General features: G+C 71.3%; 23 protein-coding genes and 1 riboswitch. Of the genes, 7 read left to right on the top strand and 16 right to left on the bottom strand.

Features of this window, described 5'->3' with window-relative positions; all coding sequences use genetic code 11:
• Positions 1 to 66 precede the first annotated feature (66 nt).
• Positions 67 to 1,716, top strand: coding sequence for a hypothetical protein (locus tag ND450_RS05035; RefSeq protein WP_253324979.1), 1,650 nt, complete (start codon positions 67 to 69; stop codon positions 1,714 to 1,716).
• Positions 1,717 to 1,722: 6 nt separating this feature from the next.
• Here the strand turns inward: ND450_RS05035 and ND450_RS05030 are convergent, their stop codons facing one another.
• The 5 genes from ND450_RS05030 to ND450_RS05010 all read right to left on the bottom strand — a co-directional run bounded on the left by ND450_RS05030 (position 1,723) and on the right by ND450_RS05010 (position 5,954).
• Positions 1,723 to 2,217: a LysR substrate-binding domain-containing protein gene (locus ND450_RS05030; RefSeq protein ID WP_253324978.1), complete on the bottom strand. Its 495-nt coding sequence runs from the start codon at positions 2,215 to 2,217 to the stop codon at positions 1,723 to 1,725.
• Positions 2,160 to 2,447, bottom strand: a complete 288-nt coding sequence (locus ND450_RS05025) for a DUF3040 domain-containing protein (RefSeq protein ID WP_253324977.1) — start codon at positions 2,445 to 2,447, stop codon at positions 2,160 to 2,162. Before ND450_RS05025 ends, ND450_RS05030 begins: the two co-directional genes overlap by 58 nt.
• 89 nt (positions 2,448 to 2,536) lie before the next feature.
• Complete coding sequence (locus tag ND450_RS05020; protein ID WP_253324976.1) at positions 2,537 to 3,583, bottom strand: sporulation protein; 1,047 nt, start codon at positions 3,581 to 3,583, stop codon at positions 2,537 to 2,539.
• Between the two features lie 26 nt (positions 3,584 to 3,609).
• Positions 3,610 to 4,659 carry a hemolysin family protein gene (locus ND450_RS05015; protein WP_253324975.1) on the bottom strand — a complete coding sequence of 350 codons (1,050 nt, stop codon included), beginning with the start codon at positions 4,657 to 4,659 and terminating at the stop codon, positions 3,610 to 3,612.
• On the bottom strand, positions 4,656 to 5,954 hold the full coding sequence (locus ND450_RS05010) for a hemolysin family protein (protein WP_253324974.1): 1,299 nt from the start codon (positions 5,952 to 5,954) through the stop codon (positions 4,656 to 4,658). The genes ND450_RS05015 and ND450_RS05010 overlap by 4 nt, the downstream gene beginning before the upstream one ends.
• A 134-nt stretch (positions 5,955 to 6,088) precedes the next feature.
• Here ND450_RS05010 and ND450_RS05005 point away from each other — a divergent pair, with 134 nt between their 5' ends.
• Positions 6,089 to 6,487 carry a MerR family transcriptional regulator gene (locus tag ND450_RS05005; RefSeq protein WP_089924898.1) on the top strand — a complete coding sequence of 133 codons (399 nt, stop codon included), beginning with the start codon at positions 6,089 to 6,091 and terminating at the stop codon, positions 6,485 to 6,487.
• A 75-nt stretch (positions 6,488 to 6,562) separates the two neighbouring features.
• On the opposite strand, the gene ND450_RS05000 is transcribed toward ND450_RS05005, so the two are convergent.
• Complete coding sequence (locus tag ND450_RS05000; protein ID WP_253324972.1) at positions 6,563 to 7,306, bottom strand: SDR family NAD(P)-dependent oxidoreductase; 744 nt, start codon at positions 7,304 to 7,306, stop codon at positions 6,563 to 6,565.
• A 97-nt stretch (positions 7,307 to 7,403) separates the two neighbouring features.
• On the bottom strand, positions 7,404 to 8,240 hold the full coding sequence (locus tag ND450_RS04995) for a helix-turn-helix transcriptional regulator (protein WP_253324971.1): 837 nt from the start codon (positions 8,238 to 8,240) through the stop codon (positions 7,404 to 7,406).
• A gap of 154 nt (positions 8,241 to 8,394) precedes the next feature.
• A riboswitch (cobalamin riboswitch) is annotated at positions 8,395 to 8,465 on the top strand.
• A 52-nt stretch (positions 8,466 to 8,517) separates the two neighbouring features.
• Here ND450_RS04995 and ND450_RS04990 point away from each other — a divergent pair.
• Complete coding sequence (locus tag ND450_RS04990) at positions 8,518 to 9,516, top strand: prenyltransferase/squalene oxidase repeat-containing protein (protein ID WP_253324970.1); 999 nt, start codon at positions 8,518 to 8,520, stop codon at positions 9,514 to 9,516.
• A gap of 89 nt (positions 9,517 to 9,605) precedes the next feature.
• On the opposite strand, the gene ND450_RS04985 is transcribed toward ND450_RS04990, so the two are convergent.
• The 3 genes from ND450_RS04985 to aceA are packed head-to-tail and all read right to left on the bottom strand — an operon-like array spanning position 9,606 to position 13,248.
• On the bottom strand, positions 9,606 to 10,472 hold the full coding sequence (locus tag ND450_RS04985) for a 3-hydroxybutyryl-CoA dehydrogenase (protein ID WP_253324969.1): 867 nt from the start codon (positions 10,470 to 10,472) through the stop codon (positions 9,606 to 9,608).
• Positions 10,469 to 11,974: a malate synthase A gene (aceB, locus tag ND450_RS04980; RefSeq protein WP_253324968.1), complete on the bottom strand. Its 1,506-nt coding sequence runs from the start codon at positions 11,972 to 11,974 to the stop codon at positions 10,469 to 10,471. Before aceB ends, ND450_RS04985 begins: the two co-directional genes overlap by 4 nt.
• Positions 11,974 to 13,248, bottom strand: a complete 1,275-nt coding sequence (gene aceA / locus ND450_RS04975) for an isocitrate lyase (RefSeq protein ID WP_253324967.1) — start codon at positions 13,246 to 13,248, stop codon at positions 11,974 to 11,976. Before aceA ends, aceB begins: the two co-directional genes overlap by 1 nt.
• 153 nt (positions 13,249 to 13,401) lie before the next feature.
• Between aceA and ND450_RS04970 the strand changes: the two genes are divergently transcribed.
• From ND450_RS04970 to ND450_RS04960, 3 genes are all read left to right on the top strand, one after another.
• A complete protein-coding gene (locus tag ND450_RS04970; RefSeq protein WP_089924547.1) occupies positions 13,402 to 14,772 on the top strand; it encodes a short-chain fatty acyl-CoA regulator family protein in 1,371 nt (456 codons plus the stop codon).
• Positions 14,773 to 14,823: 51 nt separating this feature from the next.
• Positions 14,824 to 15,258, top strand: a complete 435-nt coding sequence (locus tag ND450_RS04965) for a hypothetical protein (RefSeq protein WP_089924550.1) — start codon at positions 14,824 to 14,826, stop codon at positions 15,256 to 15,258.
• 154 nt (positions 15,259 to 15,412) lie between these two features.
• Positions 15,413 to 15,856: an antitoxin YezG family protein gene (locus tag ND450_RS04960; protein WP_253324966.1), complete on the top strand. Its 444-nt coding sequence runs from the start codon at positions 15,413 to 15,415 to the stop codon at positions 15,854 to 15,856.
• Between the two features lie 3 nt (positions 15,857 to 15,859).
• Here ND450_RS04960 and ND450_RS04955 read toward each other — a convergent pair whose 3' ends face one another.
• Positions 15,860 to 16,702, bottom strand: a complete 843-nt coding sequence (locus ND450_RS04955) for an enoyl-CoA hydratase/isomerase family protein (RefSeq protein WP_253324965.1) — start codon at positions 16,700 to 16,702, stop codon at positions 15,860 to 15,862.
• A gap of 107 nt (positions 16,703 to 16,809) precedes the next feature.
• On the opposite strand from ND450_RS04955, the gene ND450_RS04950 reads away from it, so the two are divergent.
• A complete protein-coding gene (locus ND450_RS04950; protein WP_089924557.1) occupies positions 16,810 to 17,181 on the top strand; it encodes a helix-turn-helix domain-containing protein in 372 nt (123 codons plus the stop codon).
• A gap of 52 nt (positions 17,182 to 17,233) precedes the next feature.
• On the opposite strand, the gene ND450_RS04945 is transcribed toward ND450_RS04950, so the two are convergent.
• The 5 genes from ND450_RS04945 to ND450_RS04925 are packed head-to-tail and all read right to left on the bottom strand — an operon-like array spanning position 17,234 to position 23,349.
• A complete protein-coding gene (locus ND450_RS04945) occupies positions 17,234 to 18,346 on the bottom strand; it encodes an exo-alpha-sialidase (RefSeq protein ID WP_253324964.1) in 1,113 nt (370 codons plus the stop codon).
• A 34-nt stretch (positions 18,347 to 18,380) separates the two neighbouring features.
• The gene (locus ND450_RS04940; RefSeq protein WP_253324963.1) at positions 18,381 to 20,186 is read right to left on the bottom strand and encodes a glycoside hydrolase family 2 protein; all 1,806 of its coding nucleotides are present in this window, start codon (positions 20,184 to 20,186) and stop codon (positions 18,381 to 18,383) included.
• 24 nt (positions 20,187 to 20,210) lie between these two features.
• On the bottom strand, positions 20,211 to 21,086 hold the full coding sequence (locus ND450_RS04935) for a carbohydrate ABC transporter permease (RefSeq protein WP_253324962.1): 876 nt from the start codon (positions 21,084 to 21,086) through the stop codon (positions 20,211 to 20,213).
• Entirely contained in the window at positions 21,083 to 22,021 is a 939-nt protein-coding gene (locus ND450_RS04930) for a carbohydrate ABC transporter permease (protein WP_253324961.1), read from the bottom strand. Before ND450_RS04930 ends, ND450_RS04935 begins: the two co-directional genes overlap by 4 nt.
• Positions 22,022 to 22,035: 14 nt before the next feature.
• The gene (locus ND450_RS04925) at positions 22,036 to 23,349 is read right to left on the bottom strand and encodes an extracellular solute-binding protein (RefSeq protein ID WP_253324960.1); all 1,314 of its coding nucleotides are present in this window, start codon (positions 23,347 to 23,349) and stop codon (positions 22,036 to 22,038) included.
• Positions 23,350 to 23,400: the final 51 nt, after the last annotated feature.

Genomic DNA, 23,400 nt, shown 5'->3' with positions numbered 1-23,400 from the left:
CTCGCGCCCAAACCGCCGGATGGGGTGAGATTGACTTTGGTCAACACTGAAGAAATAGTGACAAGGGTGTTCAGCGCTGATGATCTGCCCGCCTTCGAGCCGCCCGAGTTCGACCAGCCCGAGGGCGAGGACGGCGAGGAGCGGCCGCCGTTGCGCGGCACCACGACACCACCCGCGGGACTGCGCGACGTCGACTGGGCATCCCTCGAAGACGCCTACGACACGGCCGAGGACACGCCGCTGTTCATCGAGGCGCTCACCAGCGACGACGACGGCGACCAGATCTTCGGCGCCTACGGCCTGCATTCGGCGACCACGCACCAGGGTTCGGTGTACACGGCGTCCGGGGCCGCGATCCCGTTCCTCGCGGACCTGGTGCGCCGGGACAACACCATGGCGTTGATGTTCCTGGCCAGGATCGCCGTCGGCGAGACGCACTTCGTGGCGCGGCCGGACGACGTCGCCAGGGCCACGAGCGAGTACGCGGGAGCCGTCGCGGAGTTCGCCGCCGACGTCGAGGAGATGTGGAACCGCACCGGCGACGACGAGGCGTTGCGGCTGCTGGTGCTGCTGGGCAGGGAGCCGAAGGGGCTGCCCGCGCTCACCCCGGACGCGACCGCGGGCCTATGCCTGGCCCACGGCTTCCTCGCCGCACGCGACAACGGCGTCGCACCGGGTCTGCCGAGGCGCACCGACGCGAGGGTCGACCACGTCGCGGCGGCACGGGATCTGATGACTGGAAGCCCGTCGCTGCACGTGCGGTGCGCGGCCACGGTGTGCCTGGTCCACTCCGGGTTCGCCGACGACGACTCGCTCGCGTTGCTGCACCACCTCGCTCAGGGCGAGTACCCGGTGCACGACGTGTGGACCGGCGACCTCGCCGATCTGGCCGCCTCGGCGTGGACGTTCGGCACGGACGACGACGGGCTGCTGACGGCACCGGGGAACTCCCGGCCGAACCTGCACTCCCGCCTGCTCGAACGGATGGCGCGGCAGTTCCGCTCCAGCGGCAGGACCTACCGCCCGCTGGCGCCCGAGGAGCTGACCGCGGCCCAGCGCACCACCCTGGAGACCGCGCTGCGCTCGTCGCCGTCGGCCATCACCGGCGCGGACGTCGACTACCTGTGGATCGACGTCCCGGGCACGGTGGAGGCCGCCCACCGGTTGCTCGGCACGGCGACCGGCGAACTCACCCGGCGCACGTCCCGCGGCCTGCTGTGGTTCGTGCTGGAGGACGACCTGCTCGCGCGCGACGACCGGGAGTCCGCGCTCGCCGCGCTGGCCGAAGTGGACGCGTGGGCCGCACTCGGCGAGGTGTTCACCGCGCTGAAGCCGGGCGGCACGGAGGAGTCGATCAGCCTCACCACGCGCCACTTCCTCGGCGACGGTCGCGAGACCGCCCTGACGTTCGCGCTGTGCTCCGTCTTCGCCGACGCGCTCGCCGGCCACCGCGCGCAGGCCGAGGCGTTCCTGGACGGGTGGCTGCCGACCGTGTCCGAAGTGGACGGTTACGACCTCGCGTTCCGGGTGCCCGGTGAGCGCATCGGCACGGCGCTCGCGGCACTGGCCCGGTCGGGCGGGCTGCCGGAGCGCTTCCACCCGATGGTCAAGCCGTACCACCGGTTCCCCGAGTACTCCACCGTTCCGCTGCCGTTGCTGCGCGAACTGGCGGGGGCGCTGCCCGGCGGCGTCCCGGCCGAGTGGCAGGACGACTGACGCCCGTCAGGGTCTGAAGCTCGCGGTGATCGCCTCGACGACCGCCGCGACGGCCGGGGTGGCGGCACCGGGCAGGTGAGCCACGAGGACCCGGCGGACCTCGGGTGGCGCGCCCTCGACCCGCAGGGACGTCACGCCCGCGGGGACGAGAGCCGAGAAGCGCGCGGGGATCGTCGTGACGCCGAAGCCGCCCGCGACCAGGTGCAGCTTGGTCAGCCAGTCCCGGGCGGCGTGGACGACGCGGGCCCGTCCCAGACCGGGCCAGACCCCGAGCAGCGGCTCCGCGCCCGACGAGGGACTCGCGATCCAGGGCACCTCGGCCAGCTCGTCGACGTGCACGGACGTGCGGCCCGCGATGGCCCCGCCGCGCAGCGTGCGGGCGAGGCTCGGCGTGGCAGGCCGCTCGACCGCACCGTGCTGGTCCCCCGGCCTCTGAGACCCGGCTACTCGCGGTGCGAGCGCCAGGCCTGGAACACCAGGCCCGCGAACACGCCCGCGCACACCACGGCACCGAGCGCGATCACCGCGACGGAGGACCAGCTCACGCCCGCGATCACCACCAGCAGGCCGCACAGGTAGACGAGCAGACCGCCGAGCAGGCGCACGGTCCGGCCGGACAGGAACGCCAGCACGGACGGTTTCGTCAGCTTGGCCGCGAACTTCGGGTCTTCGGCGAACAAGCGCTGCTCGATCTCTTCGAGCTCGCGCTTCTCGTGGTCTGCCAGCGCCATTGCGGGCCTCCTGGTCTGCCGTGCTGCCTCTCCACTATCGCTCCCGGTCCGGCGCCCCAGCAAGGGCGCCGGAACCGGAACGCGTCAGATCACTCCTCGCCGAAGGCGAAGTCGCCGCCGCCGTCGTCCTCGAAGACCTCTTCCAGGACCTCGCCGACGACCATGCCGCCGACCACACCGGCCGCGCCCGCGGCGACCATGCCACCGATGCCGGGACCGCTGCGGTGGCCGTGGTGGCCGTGCTGGTCGTAGCCGTGGTGACCACCGTAGCCGTGCTGCTGGTGGCCGTAGCCGGGCTGGCCGAACGCCGGGTTGTGACCGCCGAAGGCCGGGTTGTGGCCGCCGCCGAACGCCGGGTTCGCGTGGCCGCGCTGCGCGACCTGGGCGAGCCAGCCGTTGATCGCCGACGCCCAGTCGGTGCCCTGCGCCTCCTGGTGCGAGACGCGGAAGTGGCCGAACGCGTCACCACCCGAGGAGAACATGCCGCCGCGCTTGTCGGCCTCGAGGATCACGTACAGCTCGTGCGGGCCGGCGACGAAGGTCAGCTCGACCTGGCTCACCGACCCGGCGAACTGCGCCGGCGGGAAGAACTCGATCTCCTGGTAGAAGCCGAGCTCCTGCGGCACGCCGTGCAGGCGGCCGGCCTCGACGTCCGCGCTGCGGAACTGGAAGCCGAGCTGCCCGAACGCGTTCAGGACGGCGTCCTGCGACGGCAGCGGGTGGACCAGGACGGGGTCGAGGTCGCCCTTGTCCGGCGCGCCCGCGATCACGAGCTCGGTCCGCACGCCCACGGTCATGCCCGGCAGCTGGCCGCCGCCGACCGCGGTGATCGGGGTCTCCCACGGGATCGGCAGCTGGAACGGGATCGCCTGCAGCTGACCGGCCGGCACGCGCACGCCCTGCTGCACGACCATCCGGAAGAACTCCGAGACACCGCCGTACTCGTGGTCGCCGTGCTCCACCTCGACACGTGTGACGAGCGACAGCACGACCTGGCCGATCTCAGCGTCCGCGCTACCGCCCTGGATCCGCACCTGGCCCGTGACGAGCTGGCCGGGGGCGGCGTGCGGCGAGTCGAGCACGGTGTCGACGGACGGTCCGCCGACGCCGAACGCGCTGAGCATCCGCTTGAACAAGTCTCCTCCTGCGGGGACTGGGGTTGTCAGTTCCGCACCGCGGCGCGCGGTGCGTCGGTCTCGTCGTCGAAGTCGCCGATGAGCTCTTCGAGCAGGTCTTCCAGTGCCGCGATGCCGACCACGCCGTCGTCGCCGGACACGAGCGCGAGCTGCGCCCTGTCCGCCTTCATCGCGGTGACGGCGGCGGCGACGGGCAGCGAGGCGGGTAGCGTCAGCACCGGGGCCATCAGGTCCCGCGCACTCGGGTCGCCACCCGCGGCGGTGGCGCGCATCGCCTCGCGGATGTGCACCAGGCCGACGAACCCACCGCCCAGGTCCCGCACCGGGAAGCGTGAGCGTCCACAGTGGAGGCTGTTGCGCTCGATCTCCCGCGCGGGGGTGTCCTCGGTGACCGTCGAGGTCTCCTCGATCGGCACCATCACCTCGCGCAGCGTCGTCTTCTGCACCTGGAGCATGCGGGTCAGCAGCCGCTGCTGACCCTCGGGGATCAGGCCGTGTTCACCGGACTGGCGCACGAGCATGCGCAGGTCGTCCGGCCGGTGCGCCTGCGCCAGCTCGTCCTGCGGCTCGACCTTCATCAGGCGCAGCAGGCCGTTCGTCGTCGAGTTCAGGCCGCTCAGGATCCAGCGGACCGAGCGCGCGAACGCCCGGAACGGCAGCGCGAGCAGCAGGGCCGACTTCTCCGGGTGCGAGATCGCCCAGGACTTCGGCGCCATCTCGCCGACGACCATGTGCAGGAACACGACCAGCACGAGGCTGAGCGTGAACGCGATGCCGTACGCGACCGCGTCCGGCAGGCCGACCAGCTGCAACAGCGGGTCGAACAGGTCCGCCACCGCCGGCTTGGCCAGCGCGCCGAGACCCAGCGTGCACAGCGTGATGCCGAGCTGGGCACCCGCGAGCATGAGCGACAGCTCGCGCACACCCGCCACGGCGGCCCGTGCCGCGCGGGAGTGTTCCGCGTCCTGCTCCAGGCGGTGCCGCTTGGCCGCGATCAGCGCGAACTCGGCCGCGACGAAGAAGGCGTTGAGCGCCAACAGGACCAGCGAGATCCCCAGTGCCGTTCCGATGCTCATCGAGCCTCCTCCCTCACCCGCACGGTCAGCACGACGGTCTCCGGGACGTTGCGCGTCACGGCACCCACGAGCAGCGTGACCCCGTCCAGCTGGATCTCGTCGCCCACCTCGGCGGTCCGGCCGAGCCGGTGCAGCACGAGGCCGGAGACGGTGTCGTACGCGTCGTCCTCGGGCAGCTGCACGCCGGTCGCGTCCTCGATCTCGTCGAGCCGCATCCGGCCGGGCACCTGCCACTTCGTGTCGTCGACGCGTTCGATCGCGTCCTCGACCAGGTCGTCCTCGTCGTGGATCTCCCCGACGAGCTCCTCCGCCAGGTCCTCCAGCGAGACGATCCCGGCGAACCCGCCGAACTCGTCGAGCACGCACGCGAGCTGGCGGCGTTCGGTGCGCAGGCGTTCCAGCACCGCGGGAAGCGGCAACGTCGCGGGCACGACCAGCGCGCTCGAGGCGATCTCGCCGATCGGCGTGACCGGCCGTTGCTCGGGCGTGAGGGTCAGCACCTCGGCGAGGCCCACGACGCCCTGGATGTCGTCGAGGTCCTTGCCCACCACGGGGAACCGCGAGTGTCCGGTGTCGAGCAGCTCGACCACGCGGGACGCGGGCTCGTCGAACCGCACCGAGTGCACGTTCACGCGCGGCGTCATGGCCTGCTCCGCCACGAGCTCGCGGAAGCCGAGACCGCGGTCGAGCAGCTGGGCCAGCTCGGGGTCCAGGTGGCCCTGGTCCCCCGCGTCGCCCACGATCTGCCTGAGGTCCTCCGGCGTCGCGCCCTGGGGAAGCTCCTCCACGGGCTCGATGCCGATCGAGCGCAGCAACCTGTTGGCCGCGGCGTCGAACAGGCGGATGACCGGACCGGCGATCTTGAGGTAGACCAGCGTCGACGAGCTGAGCCACTTCGCGAGGGCCTCGGGCTTGGCGATCGCGAGGTTCTTCGGCAGCAGCTCACCCAGCACCATCTGCACGACGGTCGCGAAGATCAGCGCGACGGCCATCGCCAGCGGCACCCCGAACGACTCGGGCAGCCCGAGCAGGTTCGCGAGGCCGGTGCCGAGCAGCGGTTCGGCGACGTACCCGACCAGCAGCGCGGTCACGGTGATGCCGAACTGGGCACCGGAGAGCATGAACGAGAGCTTCTGCGTCACCCGCAGAGCGCGGTCGGCGGCCTTGTCACCCGCTTCGCTCATCTGCTGCAGCCGACCGCGGTCGACCGCCATGTACGCGAACTCCTGGGCGACGAAGTACCCGGTGGCGGCGGTGAGCGCCACGATCGCCAGCAGGCCGGAGAGGATCAACATGCCGCACCCGCGGCACTCGAGACGGTTCGCCGGGCTCGCCCCGGCGTACTACTGCAGCCGTCAACGTCGGCTTCATCAGGCATGTTTCCAACAGTAGCACGTGGCACTGTATGGTTGCCGTGGAGGAGGTGCACGTGAGCGAAGCGTTGCTCAAGATCGGTGAACTCGCCGCACGAGCCGGCGTCAGCATCCGCACCGTCGACTACTACACGACGTTGGGCCTGATCAGCCCCGCCCAGCGCACCGCGTCCAACTACCGCCTCTACTCCCCCGCCGACATCGACAGGATCCACCTGGTTCAACGTCTGGAGGTCCACGGTGTTCCCCTGGACGAGATCTCCACGGCGCTGACGGCCCGCCAGGCCGACGTCGCGGCCATCCTGGACCGCATCGACGTCGACCTGCAGACCCTCCAGACGGCGGCGGACGGCGCGGCCCCCGAGATGCAGGGCCTGCTCGCGGTCATCGCGACGCGCGTGCACTCGTTGATCACGATCGCCCTGCAGATCCCGCCGGACACGCTGCTGCCGTAGCCGGTACGCGGGCAGGCCGCTGCACGAGAGGCGGCCCGCCACCGCGACGCCGGGTGTGGCTCCCCGGACCGGCGGTCAGATGCAGTACCCGCCCGCGACCTCGACGGTCTGGGCGTTGATCCAGCGCCCGTCCTCCGACACCAGGGTCGCGACCACCGAGCCGACCTCGTCCGCCTCTCCCACCCGTCCCAGAGCCGTCTGACCGGCCAGCGCCGCCTCGAACTCCGGCGTCAGCCCACCGCCCAGTTCGGTGCGGATGGCGCCCGGCGCGATCGCGTTCGCCCGGATCCCCCGCTCGCCGAACTCCTTCGCCATGTAGCGGGTCAGCACCTCGAGCCCTCCCTTGAAGCTCGCGTACGGCGCCACGCCCGGCGTCGCCACGCGTGAGGTCGCGCTGGCCATGTTCACCACCGAACCTCGGTCCGCGATCAGCGGCAGCAGCGTCTGGGTCAGGAAGAACGGACCCTTCAGGTGCACGTTGAACAGTCCGTCGAACTCCTCCTCCGACACCGACTCGATCGGCGTGTAGACGCCGTAGCCCGCGTTGTTCACCAGCGCGTCGATCCCCTCACGACCCCACTTCTCCCGCACCGCCACCAGAAGCGCCTCGCGGAACTCACTGAACGACGACACGTCCGCGACGTCCAGCGGCAGAGCGAGCGCTTCACCTCCGCCTTCGACGATCTCGGCGACCACCCGTGCCGCCGATTCGGGGTTCGCCTTGTACGTCACGACGACGCCCATCCCCCGGCGCGCACACGCCCGCGCCGCGGCGGCACCCAGGCCGCGGCTTCCCCCGGTGATGACAACGATCTGCATGGAACTCGTCCCTTCGAACCTCTTCGACGGGATCGAGTCAACCGGCGAACCGACGCGCGAAGAAGGACGCCGTTGCCCAGGTGCGGCGCACCCACCCTCACTCGCCGAGGACGGCTCCGGAGTGGAACGACGCCAGGAACGCCAGCGCCTCGGCACTGCGGCTGCCGGGTTCGGCGGTGCCGACGAGCAGCTGCTGGCCGGGCGCGTCGTGCACGTCGAAGGTCTGGTAGGTCAGCTCGACGCGTCCGGCGTCGGGGTGCACGAAGACCTTGAACGCCCGCGTCAGCCCGCTCACGGACTGGTCCGCCCACAGAGCGCGGAACTCCGGCGAGCACTCGAGCATCTCGTCCACCAGCCCCGCGGGGTCGCCGTCGCCGGGGAACCGCCCGGCGTTGAGCCGCAACGCGTAGACCGTGGCGCGCACGACGACGGGCCACTCGACGAAGACGTTCCGGGCCTCGGGGTGCGTGAACAGCACCCGCACCATGTTCCGCATCCCGCCGAACGGAGCCAGCAGCGCGGCCGCGAGGGCGTTCGTCGCCAGCACGTCGAACGACGGCCCCAGCACGTAGGCGGCCGAGGCGGGGAACGCGTCCAGCAACTCCAGCAGCGAGGGGTGCACGCACTCCCGCGCGACGTCCGGCTTCGGGCTGAGCCCGGCGAGCCGGAAGAGGTGCTCCCTGGCATCCGCGCTGAGCTGCAACGCCTGCCCGATGGCCGCCAGCACCTGCGCCGACGGGTTGCGTTCCCGGCCCTGTTCAAGGCGGGCGTAGTAGTCGGCGCTGACGCCGGCGAGCACCGCGACCTCTTCCCTGCGCAGCCCCGTGACGCGACGACCGGCACCGGCCGCGGCGAGTCCGGCGTCGGCCGGGTCCAGGCGGGCGCGGGTGGCGCGGAGGAAGTCGCCGAGGGAGTTGGCCGAGGTGGCGGGCACGGTCGGGATGCTACCGGGGTGCGGTTGGCTCGGCTCGGGCGTTGAGGAGCGGAGCAGAGCGACCAGGCACGACCGTGATCTGCCCCTCACACCGCGATCACCCCCGCGGCGGCCCTGCCCCGCGTGAGAGCCTGGGGGCGTTCAGCGTGGCGCGGGGGAAGTCCGGTGTGAATCCGGCGCTGTCCCGCAACGGTGTGCCTCCCCGCGAGGCGAGCCCGAACACCCGTGCCGCGCGGTGCCACCAACTCCTGTCGTGGATGTGCGGGAAAGGGTTCTGATGAGACGTCTGGTGTTCGCTGCCGTCCTCCTGCTGGGCATGGGCACGGCCGCTCCGGCGGTGGCCTCGACTCACGACAAGGCGGACGCCGCCGCGGGATGGCTGGCGCGGCAGCTGGTCGACGGGGAGCGGTTCGAGGTCGAGTTCGGCGGGGAGAGGTTCCCCGACCAGGGCGGCACGATCGACGCGATCTTCGCGTTCGCCGCCGCAGGGGTCTCCGGCACCAACGCCGAGAAGGCCATCACGTGGCTGGCGAGGCCGGAGATCACGACCGGCTACGTCGGCGCCGGCACCGAGTCGTACGCCGGCGCACACGCCAAGTTGTTGCTCGGCGCGCAGGTCCGGCACAGGAGCGGCACGTCGTTCGGCGGAGTGGATCTCGAGGGCGGACTGCGGGCGCTGCTCACGCCGAGCGGGCGGTTCTCGGACCGCTCGGACTTCGGCGACTTCTCCAACGCCTTCACGCAGTCGCTCGCGTTGATCGCGCTGGACCGCACGTCCGGTGGCGCGCCCACGTCCGCCAGGGCGTTCCTGGCCGGCACGCAGTGCGCGGACGGCGGGTTCCCGCAGGACTTCGGGCAGACGCCGTGCGTGAGCGACGTCGACTCGACGTCCGTGGTGGTGCAGGCGTTGCGCGCCACCGGCGACACCACGAACGCCGCCGAGGGCACGACGTGGCTGGCGGGCAGGCAGAACGCCGACGGCGGGTTCTCGCTCGGGACGGCCGCGTCGAACGCCAACAGCACCGGGCTCGCGGCCCAGGCGCTGGCCGGGTACCGCCCGGTCGCGGCGGTGAAGGCCAAGAGGTTCCTCCGGTCGCTGCAGCAGGGGTGCTCCTCGCCGGCCGCGAACCGCGGTGCGATCTCCTACGACGCAACGGGTTTCGACGCCGCCACGGCACGGCGCGCCACGGCCCAGGCGGTCCTCGGGCTCACCGGGGTGAAGTTCGCGAACCTCCACGGCGGCGGCCAGGCACAGGCCCCGACGCTCGCCTGCTGACACAGCCACCACACGGCGACAACACAGCGGTGCCCCCGGCCGGGTCTCGGCCGGGGGCACCGCCTCCCCTTCCCACGCTGCCACGCCGCTCAGGCACGCGGGTAAGTGTGGAAACCCCTCCCGGACTTCTCGCCCAGCAGTCCGGCCTCGACCATCCGCAGCAGCAACGGCGGCGGCGAGTGCAGGGGCTCCTTGAACTCGGCGTACATCGACTCGGCGATCGCCTGGACCGTGTCGAGGCCGATCAGGTCGGCGAGCCGCAGCGGGCCCATCGGGTGCGCGCAGCCGAGCACCATGCCGTCGTCCACATCGGACGCCGAGGCGAACCCCGACTCCACCATCCTGATGGCGGACAACAGGTACGGCACCAGCAGCGAGTTGACGACGAAGCCCGCCCTGTCGGTCGAGCGGATGATCTGCTTGCGCAGCACGCGGGTCACGAAAGCCTCGGCGCGGTCGCGCGTCCCGGTCCTGGTGAGCAGCGAGGTGACGACCTCGACCAGCGGCAGCACCGGCACCGGGTTGAAGAAGTGCAGGCCGATCACGTTGCCCGCGCGGCCGGTGGCCATGGCGAGCTTCATGATCGGGATGGACGACGTGTTGGACGCGATGATCGCGTCCGGGTCCTCCACCACCTTGTCCAGCACCTCGAAGACGCCCATCTTGACGTCCTCGCGCTCCACCACGGCCTCGACGACGAACTGCCGGTCGGCGAGGTCGTCCGCGTCGGAGGTGAAGCGCAGGCGCGACTCGGCCGCCTCCCGCTCACTCGCCGTCAGCTTCCCCCTGCGGACACCGCGTTCCAGCGACGCCCGGATCCGCTCGCGGCCCGCCCGTGCGGTCTCCGCGTCCTGCTCGCAGACCAGCACGTCCAGGTCCGCCCGCGCGCAGACCTCGGCGATGCCGGAGCCCATCAGACCGGCTCCGACGACGCCCACCCGCTCGATCTCGCTCATCCCACCGCGACCCTGGTGAGGTGGTGCGCGTAGGCGCGCGGGGTGATGAACGGGGGCAGTGCCTCCCCCAGTGCCGCGTCGGTGAACAGCTCGCGCACCGCGTCGGCGTGGGTGAGCCCGAGGATCTCCTCGTCCAGGATCTTCTCGACGAGCTCCAGCGTGAACAGGCCGCGCCGCAGCCACTGCCACACCTGACAGCGGGAGATCTCGGCGGTGGCGGCGTCCTCCATCAGCCCGAAGATCGCGACGGCGCCCGTGCCGCCGAGCCACGCGTCGAGGTACCGGACGGTGACCGCGATGTTGTTGCGCAGCCCCGGTTCCGTGACCTCGTCGCCCGCGCTGGAGAAGTCCAGCAGGTCGGCGGCCGTGACCCGCACGTCCTCACGCAGGCGGCCGAGCTGATGAGGCCAGCCACCGAGCACGTCGTCGAACACCTCGCGGCACACCGGGACCAGGCCGGGGTGCGCGACCCACGAGCCGTCGAACCCGTCCGCGGCCTCGCGTTCCTTGTCCTGCCTGACCTTGTCGAACGCGACGGCGTTGGCCTCGGGGTCCTTGCTGGGGATGAACGCCGCCATGCCCCCGATCGCGTGCGCGCCCCGGCGGTGGCAGGTGCTCACCAGCAGTTCGGTGTAGGCGCGCATGAACGGCACGGTCATCGTGAGCCGCGCGCGTTCGGGCAGCGGCTGGTCGGGGAAGTTCTTCAGGACGCTGAACAGGTAGTCCCAGCGGCCCGCGTTCAGCCCCGCGCAGTGCTCGCGCAGCTCGTAGAGGATCTCGTCCATCTCGAACGCGGCGGTGATCGTCTCGATCAGCACGGTCGCGCGGATCGTGCCGCGCGGGATGCCGAGGATCTCCTGCGCCCGCACGAAGACGTCGTTCCACAGCCGGGCTTCGAGGTGGTTCTCGAGCTTCGGCAGGTAGAAGAACGGCTTCTCGCGGCCCGCGTGGAAGAGGAACAGGCCGAAGTCGACGAGCGCGGCGGCGATCGGGCGGCCGTCGGACACCAGGTGCTTCTCGACGAGGTGCCAGCCGCGCGGGCGGGCCACGATCGTCGCGGGCTCCTCCCCCACGGCGTAGCGCTTGCCGTTCTCGGTGAAGTCGAGCTTCCCGGTGACGGCGTCGAGCAGGTTGCGCTGCCCGCCGATCACGTTCTCCCACGTCGGCGCGGTCGCGTCCTCGAAGTCCGCGAGCCACACCTTCGCACCGGAGTTCAGCGCGTTGACCGTCATCTTGCGGGTGGGCGGGCCGGTGATCTCGACGCGGCGGTCCTCGAGGCCTGCCACGTGACCGGCGACGGACCAGTCCGCGTTGCGGATGTGCCTGGTCTCCTCGAGGAACCCGAGCGGCGCGGGGTCCTCCCTGCGGTGGCGGCGGGCGGCGAGCAGGTCGGCGCGGCGGCCGGCGAACTCGCGGTCCAGCTGGGCGAGGAAGTCGAGCGCCTCGGGCGTCAGGACGACCGGGTCGGCGTCTCCGACGACCTCGATGCGGTGGTTCAGCATCAGAACTGCTCCTCCTCCGTCGAGCCCTTCAGCGCGGTGGTGTCGCTGGCCGGGTTGATCGCGGTGCTGACCAGGTCGAAGTAGCCGGTGCCGACCTCGCGCTGGTGCCGGGTCGCGGTGTAGCCGTCCGCCTCGGACGCGAACTCGCGCTCCTGCAGGTCGACGTACGCGGTCATGCCGGTCTCGGCGTAGCCCTGGGCCAGCGTGAACATCGAGTGGTTGAGCGCGTGGAAGCCCGCGAGGGTGATGAACTGGAACTTGTAGCCCATGTGCCCGAGCTCGCGCTGGAACTTCGCGATCGTGGCGTCGTCGAGGTGCTTGCGCCAGTTGAACGACGGCGAGCAGTTGTAGGCCAGCAGCTGGTCCGGGTACTCGGCCTTGATCGCCTCGGCGAACTGGCGCGCGACCTCCAGGTCGGGCTTCGAGGTCTCCATCCACAGCAGCTCGGCGTGCGGCGCGTAGGCGAGGCCGCGGGTGATGCACGGGTCGATGCCGTTGGTGACGCGGTAGAAGCCCTCGGCGGTGCGGTCGCCGGTGATGTACGGGCGGTCGCGCTCGTCGACGTCGCTGGTGATCAGCGTGGCGGCCTGGGCGTCGGTGCGGGCGACGATCACGGACGGCACGCCCGCGATGTCGGCGGCGAGGCGGGCGGCGTTGAGCGTGCGGACGTGCTGCTCGGTCGGGATGAGCACCTTGCCGCCGAGGTGGCCGCACTTCTTCTCGGACGCGAGCTGGTCCTCCCAGTGCACGCCCGCCGCACCGGCCGCGATCATGGCCTTCATCAGCTCGAACGCGTTGAGGTTGCCGCCGAAGCCCGCCTCGGCGTCCGCGACGATCGGGGCCAGCCAGTCGACGCTGTGGTCGCCCTCGGCGTGGGTGATCTGGTCGGCGCGCAGCAGGGCGTTGTTGATGCGGCGCACGACCTGCGGCACCGAGTTCGCCGGGTAGAGCGACTGGTCCGGGTAGGTCTGGCCGGAGAGGTTCGCGTCGGCGGCGACCTGCCAGCCGGAGAGGTAGATGGCCTTGAGGCCGGCCTTGATCTGCTGCACGGCCTGGTTGCCGGTGAGGGCGCCGAGCGCGTGGACGTAGTCCTCGCTGTTGATGAGGTCCCACAGCTTCTCGGAACCGCGCCGGGCCAGCGTGTGCTCCTCGACGACGGTGCCGCGCAGCTTCACGACGTCCTCGGCGCTGTAGGTGCGCTCGATGCCGCGCCACCGCGGGTCGGTGGACCACTGCTGCGCCAGCTGCTGGGCCTGCTCGTTCGCCTCGGTCATCGTGGTTCTCCTTGCCAACACCGGTCGGTCCGTTGCGAATGAACCTAGGTCGGCGCTTCAACGCTGGTCGAGGGCCGAAATCAGCGAAGTTCTGCCAAGTTTCCGCATGCATTTGCGAACGTTGCGAAGCAATTCGTTGGCTATAGTCCGCCCATGGACAAGACCTTCGTCGGACCCCGGCTGAGGCAGCTGATCGCCGATCGCGCGCTCAGCCAGGTGGAGGTCGCGAGGCTGCTGGAGATCTCCCCCAGCTACCTCAACCAGCTGCTGCACAACGCCCGCCCGCTCACCGTGCCGGTGCTGCTGAAGATCACCGAGGCGTTCGGCGTCGACGCGAGCTTCTTCGCCCACGACGACGCCCACCGGCTGCTCGCCGAGCTGCGCGAGGTGTTCTCGGACCTGGGCGCGCCGGTCCCGACGGAGCTCGCCGCCTCCTCCCCCGACGCGGCGAGGGCGGTCATCGCGCTGCACCGCCGCTACCGCGAGGCGTCCGAGCAGCTCACGCTGCTCACCGGTGACCGCGAGGACGCCGTGTCGGTGACCATGCCGCACGAGGACGCCCGCGACTTCTTCTACGAGCGCCAGAACTACATCGCCGTCCTGGACGAACCGGCGGAGCTGCTCGCCCAGGAGTGCCGGCTGCGCCGCGGCGAGGTGCGGGCCGTGCTGACCGAACGCCTTGCGGCGCACGGGATCCGCGTCGCCCGCCTGGAGACGGCGGACGAGCGGCACCGGTACGACCCGGCCGCGCGGGTGCTGCACCTGTCCACCGGGCTGCGGCCGGGCCAGCAGGCGTTCCGGATGGCCGTGCAGGTGGCCTACGCCGAACACGGCGACCTGCTCACGTCGCTGGCCGCCGAGGTGCGCAACCCGCAGTCGCGCACCCTGACGAGGATCGGCCTCGCGAACTACTTCGCCGCCGCGTTCATCCTGCCGTACAAGGACTTCCTGGCCACCGCCGAAAGCTTCCGCTACGACGTCGAACGCCTCACCGACCACTACGGCCTCGGCTTCGAGACCATCTGCCACCGGCTGTCGACCCTGCAACGACCGCGGTCGCGCGGCGTCCCGTTCTCGTTCATCCGCATCGACCGCGCCGGCAACATGTCGAAACGCCAGTCCGCCACGGGCTTCCACTTCTCCCGCACCGGCGGAACGTGTCCACTGTGGAACATCTACGAGGCCTTCAGCGCACCGGGCAGGGTGCTGCGCCAGATCGCGGTGATGCCGGACGGCCGCGGCTACTTCTGGATCGCCCGCACCGTCACGCGCAGGCCGAACCGCTGGGGCACCCCGACCAAGACCTACGCCGTCGGCCTCGGCTGCGAACTGCGGCACGCCTCGCGGCTGATCTACTCGGCCGGGCTGGACCTCGACGACCACGACGCCGCCGTGCCGATCGGTCCCGGCTGCAAGACCTGCCCGCGCATCGGCTGCGCCCAGCGCGCGTTCCCGCAGGTCGGCCGCACGCTCGCGATCGACGAGAACCACAGCACGTTCTCGCCGTACCCGGTGCACGACTGAGCCCGGCGCGAACGCGCGGGCGGGCGCCGATGCCCATACGATCGAACCATCATGGGAGAACCCGCGGACGATCCCGACGCCTCCGTCAACGACCCGCTGCTCACCACCCCGGTGGCGAGGCTGATGGCGCTCGCGATGGAGACGAACGTCCGCGTGTTCGACGTGCCCGCCGCCCACAGCGCGGGCCTGGCGGGCCTGGTGGGCCTCGGCTCGGACGCGGCCGGCGAGCCGCGCTGCATGATCGGGCTCACCGACGACCTCGACGACGACCTGCGCGCGGACGTGCTGTCGTTCGGCCTGGCCGTGCTCGTCGGCACGCCCGACCTCCTCGACGAGAGCCCCGACGGCGTCCTCGGGATCAGCCGGGAGCGGCTCCCCCAGCACGACAACGGCCCCGGCAACCTGGCCTGGCACATCCTGCAGACGTGCGGGCGGGAGTCCCCGTCGACGACGTTCCGCCTGTTGATCATCCAGCCGGACCGGTAGCCGCGGCGGCGCTGTTCTGCACGCCGGCGGGCCGAGCACGTTCCAGGCCGGCTGCGCGAGACCGTCGAACGCGGGCTCGAGCCGCAGCGGGCACCCGAGGCCGGTCAGTAGGCTGATCGACGCCTGAGGGCGATCCAGGAGGAAGCGAACAAGCATGGCGAACTGGCCGGAGCTCAGCCCGATCGAGCAGCAGGAGAAGCTCGCGGAGATCACCCAGGAGATCCTGCCGACCCTTCCGCAGGGGTGGTCGCGCCTGGTGGTGCGCGCCAAGATGATCGGCCCGCACAGCGAGACCTACACGGGTGTGAAGATGGGCGACGGCTCCGTGCGCGGCTGGTCCTTCCCGCCGGAGGTGTGGCGGAAGTTCCAGCAGTTGCGCAAGGGCATGTACGCCGAGGGGCTCGGTTCCTGGATCGAGTTCGAGTACGTCCTGGACCCGCCCGGCCGGTTCAGCATCCACTACAACCGCGATGAGGCCCCGAAGTTCGACGAGGCGCCGTCGCCGGAGAACTTCGCCACCGAGCAGAAGTGGTTCCCGCGCGCCGGCGAGACGATGCCGGAGTGGTTTCGCAACGGGCTCGCCTCGACGGGCGCCTGACCTTCAGGCCTGGAGGCCGGCGGCCACGGTGCGCATGACCGCTTCCAGGTCGCGTTCACCTTCCGGCGTCTGCACACCGTGTTCCAAGGTGCGCGTCATGAGCTGCAGGGGCAGGGGCCCGCTCACCAACTCGGCCCACGCGGCGTGCTCCGCCTTCAGGCCGTCCGCGAGGTCCGCCGGCGGCACCAGCCCCTTCGCCGCCGCGATGATCTCCGATGAAAGCGCGGCGATCTTGCTCGCCACGTCGTCCACCACGGCGTCGAGCTCGGCCGCGGGCACCGCGCGGTTGATCCAGCCGTAGGCGGCGGCCGTGTCGGCGTCCACCAGGTCGGCGGTGAGCAGCAGTTCGAGGGCGCGGTTCCGCCCGACCCGGTCGCGCAGGTACTGGGTTCCGCCGCCGCCCGGGACGATGCCCATCAGCACCTCGGTCTGGCCGAGACCGGCCGTCTCCCGCGCCGCGTAGGTCAGGTCGGCCGTCGCGACGAACTCGGCTCCGCCGGCGCGGGCCTTGCCGGCCAGCTTGACGATCGTGACCTGCGGCTGGTGGCGCAGCAGCTCGCCGACGCCCTGGAACAGGTTGGCGCCGGGGTTGCGGTCGGCGATCTCCTGCAGTCCGTCCAACTCGTCGAGGATGTGGATGTCGACATGGGCGAGGAAGAACTCCGGGTTCGCGCTGGAGAACACGATGACGCGGACCGAGCGGTCGTCGCGCAGCGCGCCGAGCACGTCGTGCAGTTCGCGGATCAGGGTTCCGCTCAGCACGTTGACGGGCGGGTTGTCCAGCGCGATCCGCGCGATTCCGTCGTCGATGCCGACGGTCAGGGTCTTGTACGCGTCCAGGTTCACGGATGCCCCTTGGTTGTCGATGAGCCAGTAGGTTTGCGATGCATACCCACACTGGTCCGAGCCCCGCGAATGATCAATAACGCACTTTCCGAGCACTAAGGATCCCCATGGACACCACCGACGCCCCGCGGTTCAGCGTCGACTGCCCGAGCCGGCCGATCCTCGACCAGGTCGCCGACAAGTGGTCGATGATGGCGCTGGCGGTCCTCGAACGACCGACGCGGTTCAACGAGATCAAGCGGCAGCTCGACGGCGTGACGCAGCGGGTGCTGACCCAGACGCTGCGCAGGCTGGAGCGCAACGGCCTGATCCGGCGCCGGGTGCTCGAGACCTCGCCGATCGGGGTCGAGTACTCCCTCACGCCGCTGGGCGAGTCGTTCCGCGCGCCCTTCGTCGCCCTGTACGAGTGGACGGTCGAGCACAGCGGCGAAGTCATGGCCGCGCAACGGGAGTACGACGACCGGGCGTCAGCCCGCTGACGCGGGAACGCCCACCGGCGACCGACGGGCGTCCCACGATCCTTGTGCCAGGTCAGAACGCGGCGGTGCCCGCGTAGACCGTGCTGAGGCCCGCCTTGTCCGCCGTGGTCACCTCGACCAGCGTGCGGCCGTCCGCCGAGAACACCAGCGACGGGCTGTAGTTCTGCACCGGACCGGGTGACCCGACCACGGGTCCGGCGACGGTGACTGGCGCGGCCCGCTGCGTCCACGTGCCGCCCAGCGTGCCCACCAGGATCGCCCCGCCGTTGCCGTTCTGGGCGGTTCCGGCGGCGTTCACCAGCACCTGTCCGATGAGGACGATCGTCGATCCTTTGAGGACGATGGTCGGGGTGTGGCGGAAGTGCGTGCCGTCGGCCGTGGCGGGGCGGGTGCCCGCCGCGGTGACCGCGCCCCAGCGCAGGCCGTCGGGGGACGTGCGCAGGAAGGTCGCGCAGCTGTAGGTCGGGCCGCAGATCTCGTACGTCATCAGGAAGGTGCCGTCGGGCAGCTTGCGCACGCCGGGCATGCCGGGCCGGTCGGCGCGGTTCGGCACGGCCACGACGTCGGCCGGGGCCGTCCAGTCGACGCCGTTCGCGGACGTCACCTGGACGAGCTTCTGGCTGTGGTCCGGGTCCGTCTCGTCGGCGTAGTGGGCGACCAGGCGCCCGTTCGCCGCGATGGAGAACTCCGGTTCCCAGAGGCCGCCCGCGTTGCGCGCCGTGGCGAGGGTGCTGAGAAACTGCCAGGTCCTGCCCTGGTCGGTGCTGCGCCAGACGCGGATGACCATCGGCCAGCTCGCGCTGTGGTCGTCGCCGCCGAACGACGCCGACCACAGCAGTGTGCCCGCCGGGAGGGTGCCGACGGGAGCGGGCAGTTCGTACAGCGTGCCGCAGCAGATGCCGCGCGACGCCGTCGAGTCGGAGATGGTCGCGATGGAGCGGTGGTTGCGGCCGTCCGTGCTCGTGTAGATCCTCGCGACGCCGTGGGGCCGGTCGGCCGGGAACGCGACGGAACTGGACACGTAGGTCCCGTTCGCCGCGCCGGAGTGCTGCAACCGCACCACTCGCGGGTACATGCCCGCGCCGACCTCGGTCCCCGCGGCCGCCCGTGCCGGTGTGACGGCACCGGCCACCGACAACGCGCTGATCAGAACAACCAGAATCACTCGCAGACGCATTGTTGTCGCCTCCTGGAATCGGTCATTCGCCGCCGGAGCGGCGCTTTGCCTGGTCGTACTCCTGCGCGACCTCCTCGACGGGGATCGCGGCTGCGGGGCGGCGGTTGATGCGGCGCACCTCGTCGACGGGCAGCTTCGGCTGCCGGTCCGCGGTGAGCAGGCCGTTGGTCTCCTGCAGGGTGTCGGTGAGCTGCGTGTAGCAGAACCCGGCCACGGCAGGGCTTTCGAGCAGGGCGGAGGTGAGTTCGTCGTAGCGCTTGAGCAACGCGTCCGCGTCGGCGAGGGTCGCGTAGCCGTGCCACTCCTCCCCCGCCTGCGGGGTGAAGCTCAGGCCGCCGTACTCGGACAGCATCACCGGTACGCCCGGGATGCGGCCTTCCAGCAGGAGCCTGCGCCCGGCCGGACCGGAACCGGCCAAAGTGGACTCGACGCGGGCGGCGTCACCGTAGCGGGACAGCAACCCCGCGGCGGTCGGCGTGTAGTCGTGCAGGCCGTAGATGTCGCTGGTCGTGTGCTCCCAGCCGTCGTTCGAGATCACGGGCCGGGTCGGGTCGAGCGCCTTCGTCAGGTGGTACAGGGCCGTCGCCAGCGCGCGCTGCGCCGGGTCGGTGGCGATGTGGTCGACGCCCCAGCTCTCGTTGATCGGCACCCACGCCACGACGCAGGGGTGGCTGACGTCGCGCAGGACGACCTCCGTCCACTCGCGACTGAGCCGGCCCGCCGACGTGGCCGAGAACGCGTACGCGCTCGGCAGTTCGCCCCACACGAGCAGGCCGAGCCGGTCGCAGTGGTGCAGGAACCGGGGGTCCTCGACCTTCTGGTGGATCCGGACGCCGTTGAACCCGAGCTCCTTGACCAACTGCGCCTCGCGCAGCAGCTCGTCGTCCGACGCGGCCAGGTGGCTCTCCGGCCAGTAGTTCTGGGCCAGCACCATCCGCGGGAAGTACGGCGCGTCGTTGAGGGTGAAGCGGCCCTCGCGGACACCGGTCGTGCGCAGCCCGAGGTAGCTCCGCACGGCGTCGGTGCCCGTGGCGCCGGAGAGTTCGAGGTCGGCGTCGATCAGGGTGGGCCGTTCCGGGGACCACAGCAGCCGACCGAGCTCCTGGCGGTTCTCCGCCACCGGCAGGCTGATCGTGAGCCGCGCGCGCTCGCCCCGCACGTACACCGACTGCTCGGCGAGCACCTCGTCGCCCAGCCGCAGCCGGACGTCGAGCCGGTGGCCGTCCGGCACGCCGCCGAACCCGGCCTCCAGCTCGACCACGCCGTCGAACGGCCTGGGCGTCCAGCGCACCGAGTCGATCCACACCAGCGGCACGAGTTCGAGCCACACGGGCTGCCAGATGCCGGTGGTGCGGTGGTACCAGATGTCGTGCGGCTCTGGCCGCCAGTCCTGCTTGCCGCGCGGCTGGTGCGGGTCGTCGCGGTCCTCCGCTCGCACGACCAGCACCTGCTCGGCGCCGTCGCGCAACGCCGCGGTGATGTCCGCGGAGAACGGCGTGTGGCCGCCCTCGTGCGTCGCGACCAGCTGCCCGTTGACCCAGACCGACGCCCGGTGGTCGACGGCGCCGAAGTGCAGCAGCACCCGGTTGCCGCCGGGCTCGACGGCGAACGTGCGGCGGTACCAGACGACCGGGTGCAGACCCGTGTCGCCGATGCCGCTCGCGGCCGACTCCGGCGGGTACGGCACGGTGATCGTGCGGTCGAACACCGCCCCGATCGCGTGCCAGTTCTCGTCGAGGCCCGCCTCGGCGTCGTCGTGGGTGAACTCCCACTCGCCGCACAGGTCGGTCCAGTTCGCCCGCGTCAGCTGGGGACGGGGGTGGGTCATCGGTGAGCTCCTTCGGATCCCGGCTCAGCCCTTGAGGCCGGTGCTGGTGACGCCTTCGACGATGCGGCGCTGGAAGAACAGGAACAGCAGGACCAGCGGCAGCGCGCCGAGGATCGAGGATGCCATCACGTCGGCGTAGCGCTCGCCGAAGGAGCCCTGCACGGTCGCGAGTCCCACCGGGACGGTCATCAGCGCCGGGTTCGACACCGCGATCAACGGCCACAGCAGGTTGTTCCACGTCCACACGAACGTGAAGATCGCGACGGCGGAGACGGCCGGGCGACTCAGCGGCAGCACGATCCGCCGGTAGAGCGTCCACGGTCCGGCGCCCTCGACCAGCGCGGCCTCCTCGATCTCGCGCGGCAGGCCGTCGAAGAACTGCTTGAAGACGAACACCGCGATCGCCGACGGCACCTGCGGGAGGATCACCGCCCAGTAGGTGTTGAGCAGTCCGAACGCGCCGAGCTCGCGGAACCACGGCACGATCAGCACCTGACCGGGGATCACGATCCCGGCGAGCACCACCAGGAACACCGCCCGCTTGCCGCGGAAGCGCAACCGGGACAGGGCGAACGCCGCCATGCTCGCGGTGACGAGCGTCAGCACGACGGTGAGGACCGAGGTGATCGCGCTGGACAGGTACCAGTTCTGGACGTCGCCCTGGGCGAACAGCGCCAGGTAGGAGTGCAGCGTCAGGTCACCGCTGCCGGCGATCGCCGTGGCGCCCTGGGCCGCCGTCGTGTTCTCCACCAACGAGGTCCGGACCGCGAACGCGGTCGGGAGCACCCAGAGCACCGCGAAGATCACGACGACCACGAGGCACAAGGTGTCGAACATCCTGGTGGCGGAGACGGCGGAGGCCTGCCTGCGGCCGGGCGCCGCGGCGCTGAGCGCGGTCATCGGATCACCTCGCGGTCGCGGCGGCGGGTGGCGAGCAGCCAGAGCCCGGACACCAGCAGGATCAGCAGGAAGTAGAGCATCGACGCGGCGGACGCGGCGCCCACGCGGTAGTCGGTGAACCCGGTGTCGTAGACGTACTCCAGCACCGGCCGGGTGTCCGCGGCGCCCATGGTCATCAGGTAGATCTGGTCGAACACCTTCAGCGACGCGATCAGCTGCAACGCCGTCACGAGCGCCGTGGTGCGGTGCAGCAACGGGAACGTGATCCGGGCGGTCTGCTGCCACGGGCCGGCACCGTCGATCGCCGCGGCCTCGTAGAGCTCGCGCGGGATGTCCTGCAGCGCGGCCAGGTACAGCACGAAGTTGAAGCCGAGCGTCCACCAGAGCGTGACGCCCGCGATCGCCTGCATCGCCCAGTCCGGGTCGCCGAGCCACGACGGCGCGTCGACGCCCACGGCGCCCAGCACGGTCGCGAGCCCGCCGCTGTCCGGGGTGAGGATGAACATCCAGATCAGCGCGACGGTCGCCGACGGCAGGACGTAGGGCAGGAAGAAGGCGAAGCGGAACACCCGGTTGCCGCGCCCGACCCGGTTCACCAGCACGGCGAGCACGAGGCTCAGCACCACCAGCACCGGTGTCGTGAAGAGCGTGAACCGGACGGTGTTCCCCAGCGAGGACCAGAAGTCCGCGCTGGCGAGGAGGTCGGTGAAGTTGCCGAAACCGACGGCGTCGCCCAGCCCCGGCCGCACGAGGCTGGTGTCGAAGAAGGACAGCACGAACCCGTACGCCGTGGGCCCGAGCACGAACAGCAGGTACAGCACGCCGAACGGCGCCAGGAACAGCCAGGGTGCGGCGTTGCCGCGGGTGCGCGGGGTGGTAGCGGTGTCGCTTGTGAACGGTGGGGTGCGCGGGGGCGCCACCGTGGCGGTGGTCATGGTGGTCCTCCGGTTCACAGGGGGCTGGGGGTGGCGGCGTACCCGGTGAGCGCGTCCCGGATGGCGCGGACCGCGTCCTCCGGACTCGCGAGTCCCTGCCGCGCCAGGGCCACCTGCGCGCCGACCAGCGTCTGCATGGTCGAGCCGGCGCCCGAGTACCAGGCGGGCGGGTCGTAGATCGCGACGTCCTTGGTCGGCGCCGTGCTCGCCACCGGTTCGTAGTCGCGGAACCAGGAACCCTCCAGCACCGGCCGGTAGACCGGGAGGCTGCCGCCCTGGGCCCACACGTCCGTGTTCTCCAGGAAGAACTTCGCGAACCCGAGCGCACGCCCCGGACCGCCGCCCGAGTCGGTGCGGGGGAACACCAGCGTGTGGCTGTCGGCGAACACGGCCGGGCGGTCGAAGAGCTGCGGCACGGGAGCGAGCGAGAAGGGGACCTCCGAGTCGACGATCGTCGGCGTCTGCCAGGCCCCGTGGACGAGGAACGCGCTCTGCCCCGCCGCGAAGAGCGACACGGACGTGACGTCGGTGGCGGTGTCCGGGCTCAGCCCCGCCGCGGTCAGCTCCCGCAACCAGCGCAGGCTCTCCGCGGCGGTCCGGTCGTCCATCGTGACCCGCGTGCCGTTGCCGCCCAGCACCTCCTGGCCGCCCATCTGCGTGTAGACGGTGTCGAAGATCCGCCAGTTCGACGACGGGTCCGCGATGACCGGGGACACGAGCCCCCACCGCGAACCGGCCTCACGCGTGGCGGCGAGCGCGGCGCGGAAGGTGGCCTCGCCGGTGATCGGTTTCAGGCGCCCGGAGGCGTCCAGCAGTCCGGCGCGGCCGCAGATCTCGGTGTTGTAGTAGAGGACGAGCGCGCCGATGTCGACCGGCAGGCCGTACGCCCTGCCGTCGACCAGGCCCGACCGCCACACCGAGGCGTCGAACTGCGCGCCGTCGATGCCCGCGCCCTGCAGCATCGCCGGGGTGAGCTCGGTGAGCAGTCCCGCGCGGGCGAAGTTGGACAGCCGCGACAGGTGGCAGACCGCCACGTCCGGCGGCCGTCCGCCGACGATCGAGAGCGAGAGTTTCGTGTAGTACGGGCTGCCCCACGCGAGGGTGGTCGCCTCCAGCGACCCGGCACCGCGGGCGGCCCGGTAGCGCTCGAAGATCTGCTGCGCGCGGGCGCCGTCACCGCCGGACCAAAGGTTCCAGAACGCGACCTTCTCCGGTTCCAGCGGCGTCGCCACGAGCCCGCTCGCCAGCGGGCTGCCGCAGGCGGCGGTGGCCAGAGCGGTCCCGCCGAGCGCCATCGCCTTGAGCGCCTGCCTCCTGTCGAGCGTCACCGTCGAACACCTCCACGCTGAGGTCGGTAGGTGGTCCGCGGCCAACGCCAT

Source organism: Lentzea sp. HUAS12, assembly GCF_024125735.1.
GTDB classification, from domain to species: Bacteria; Actinomycetota; Actinomycetes; order Mycobacteriales; family Pseudonocardiaceae; genus Lentzea; species Lentzea albida.
This window is presented reverse-complemented; position numbering and strand designations above follow the sequence as displayed.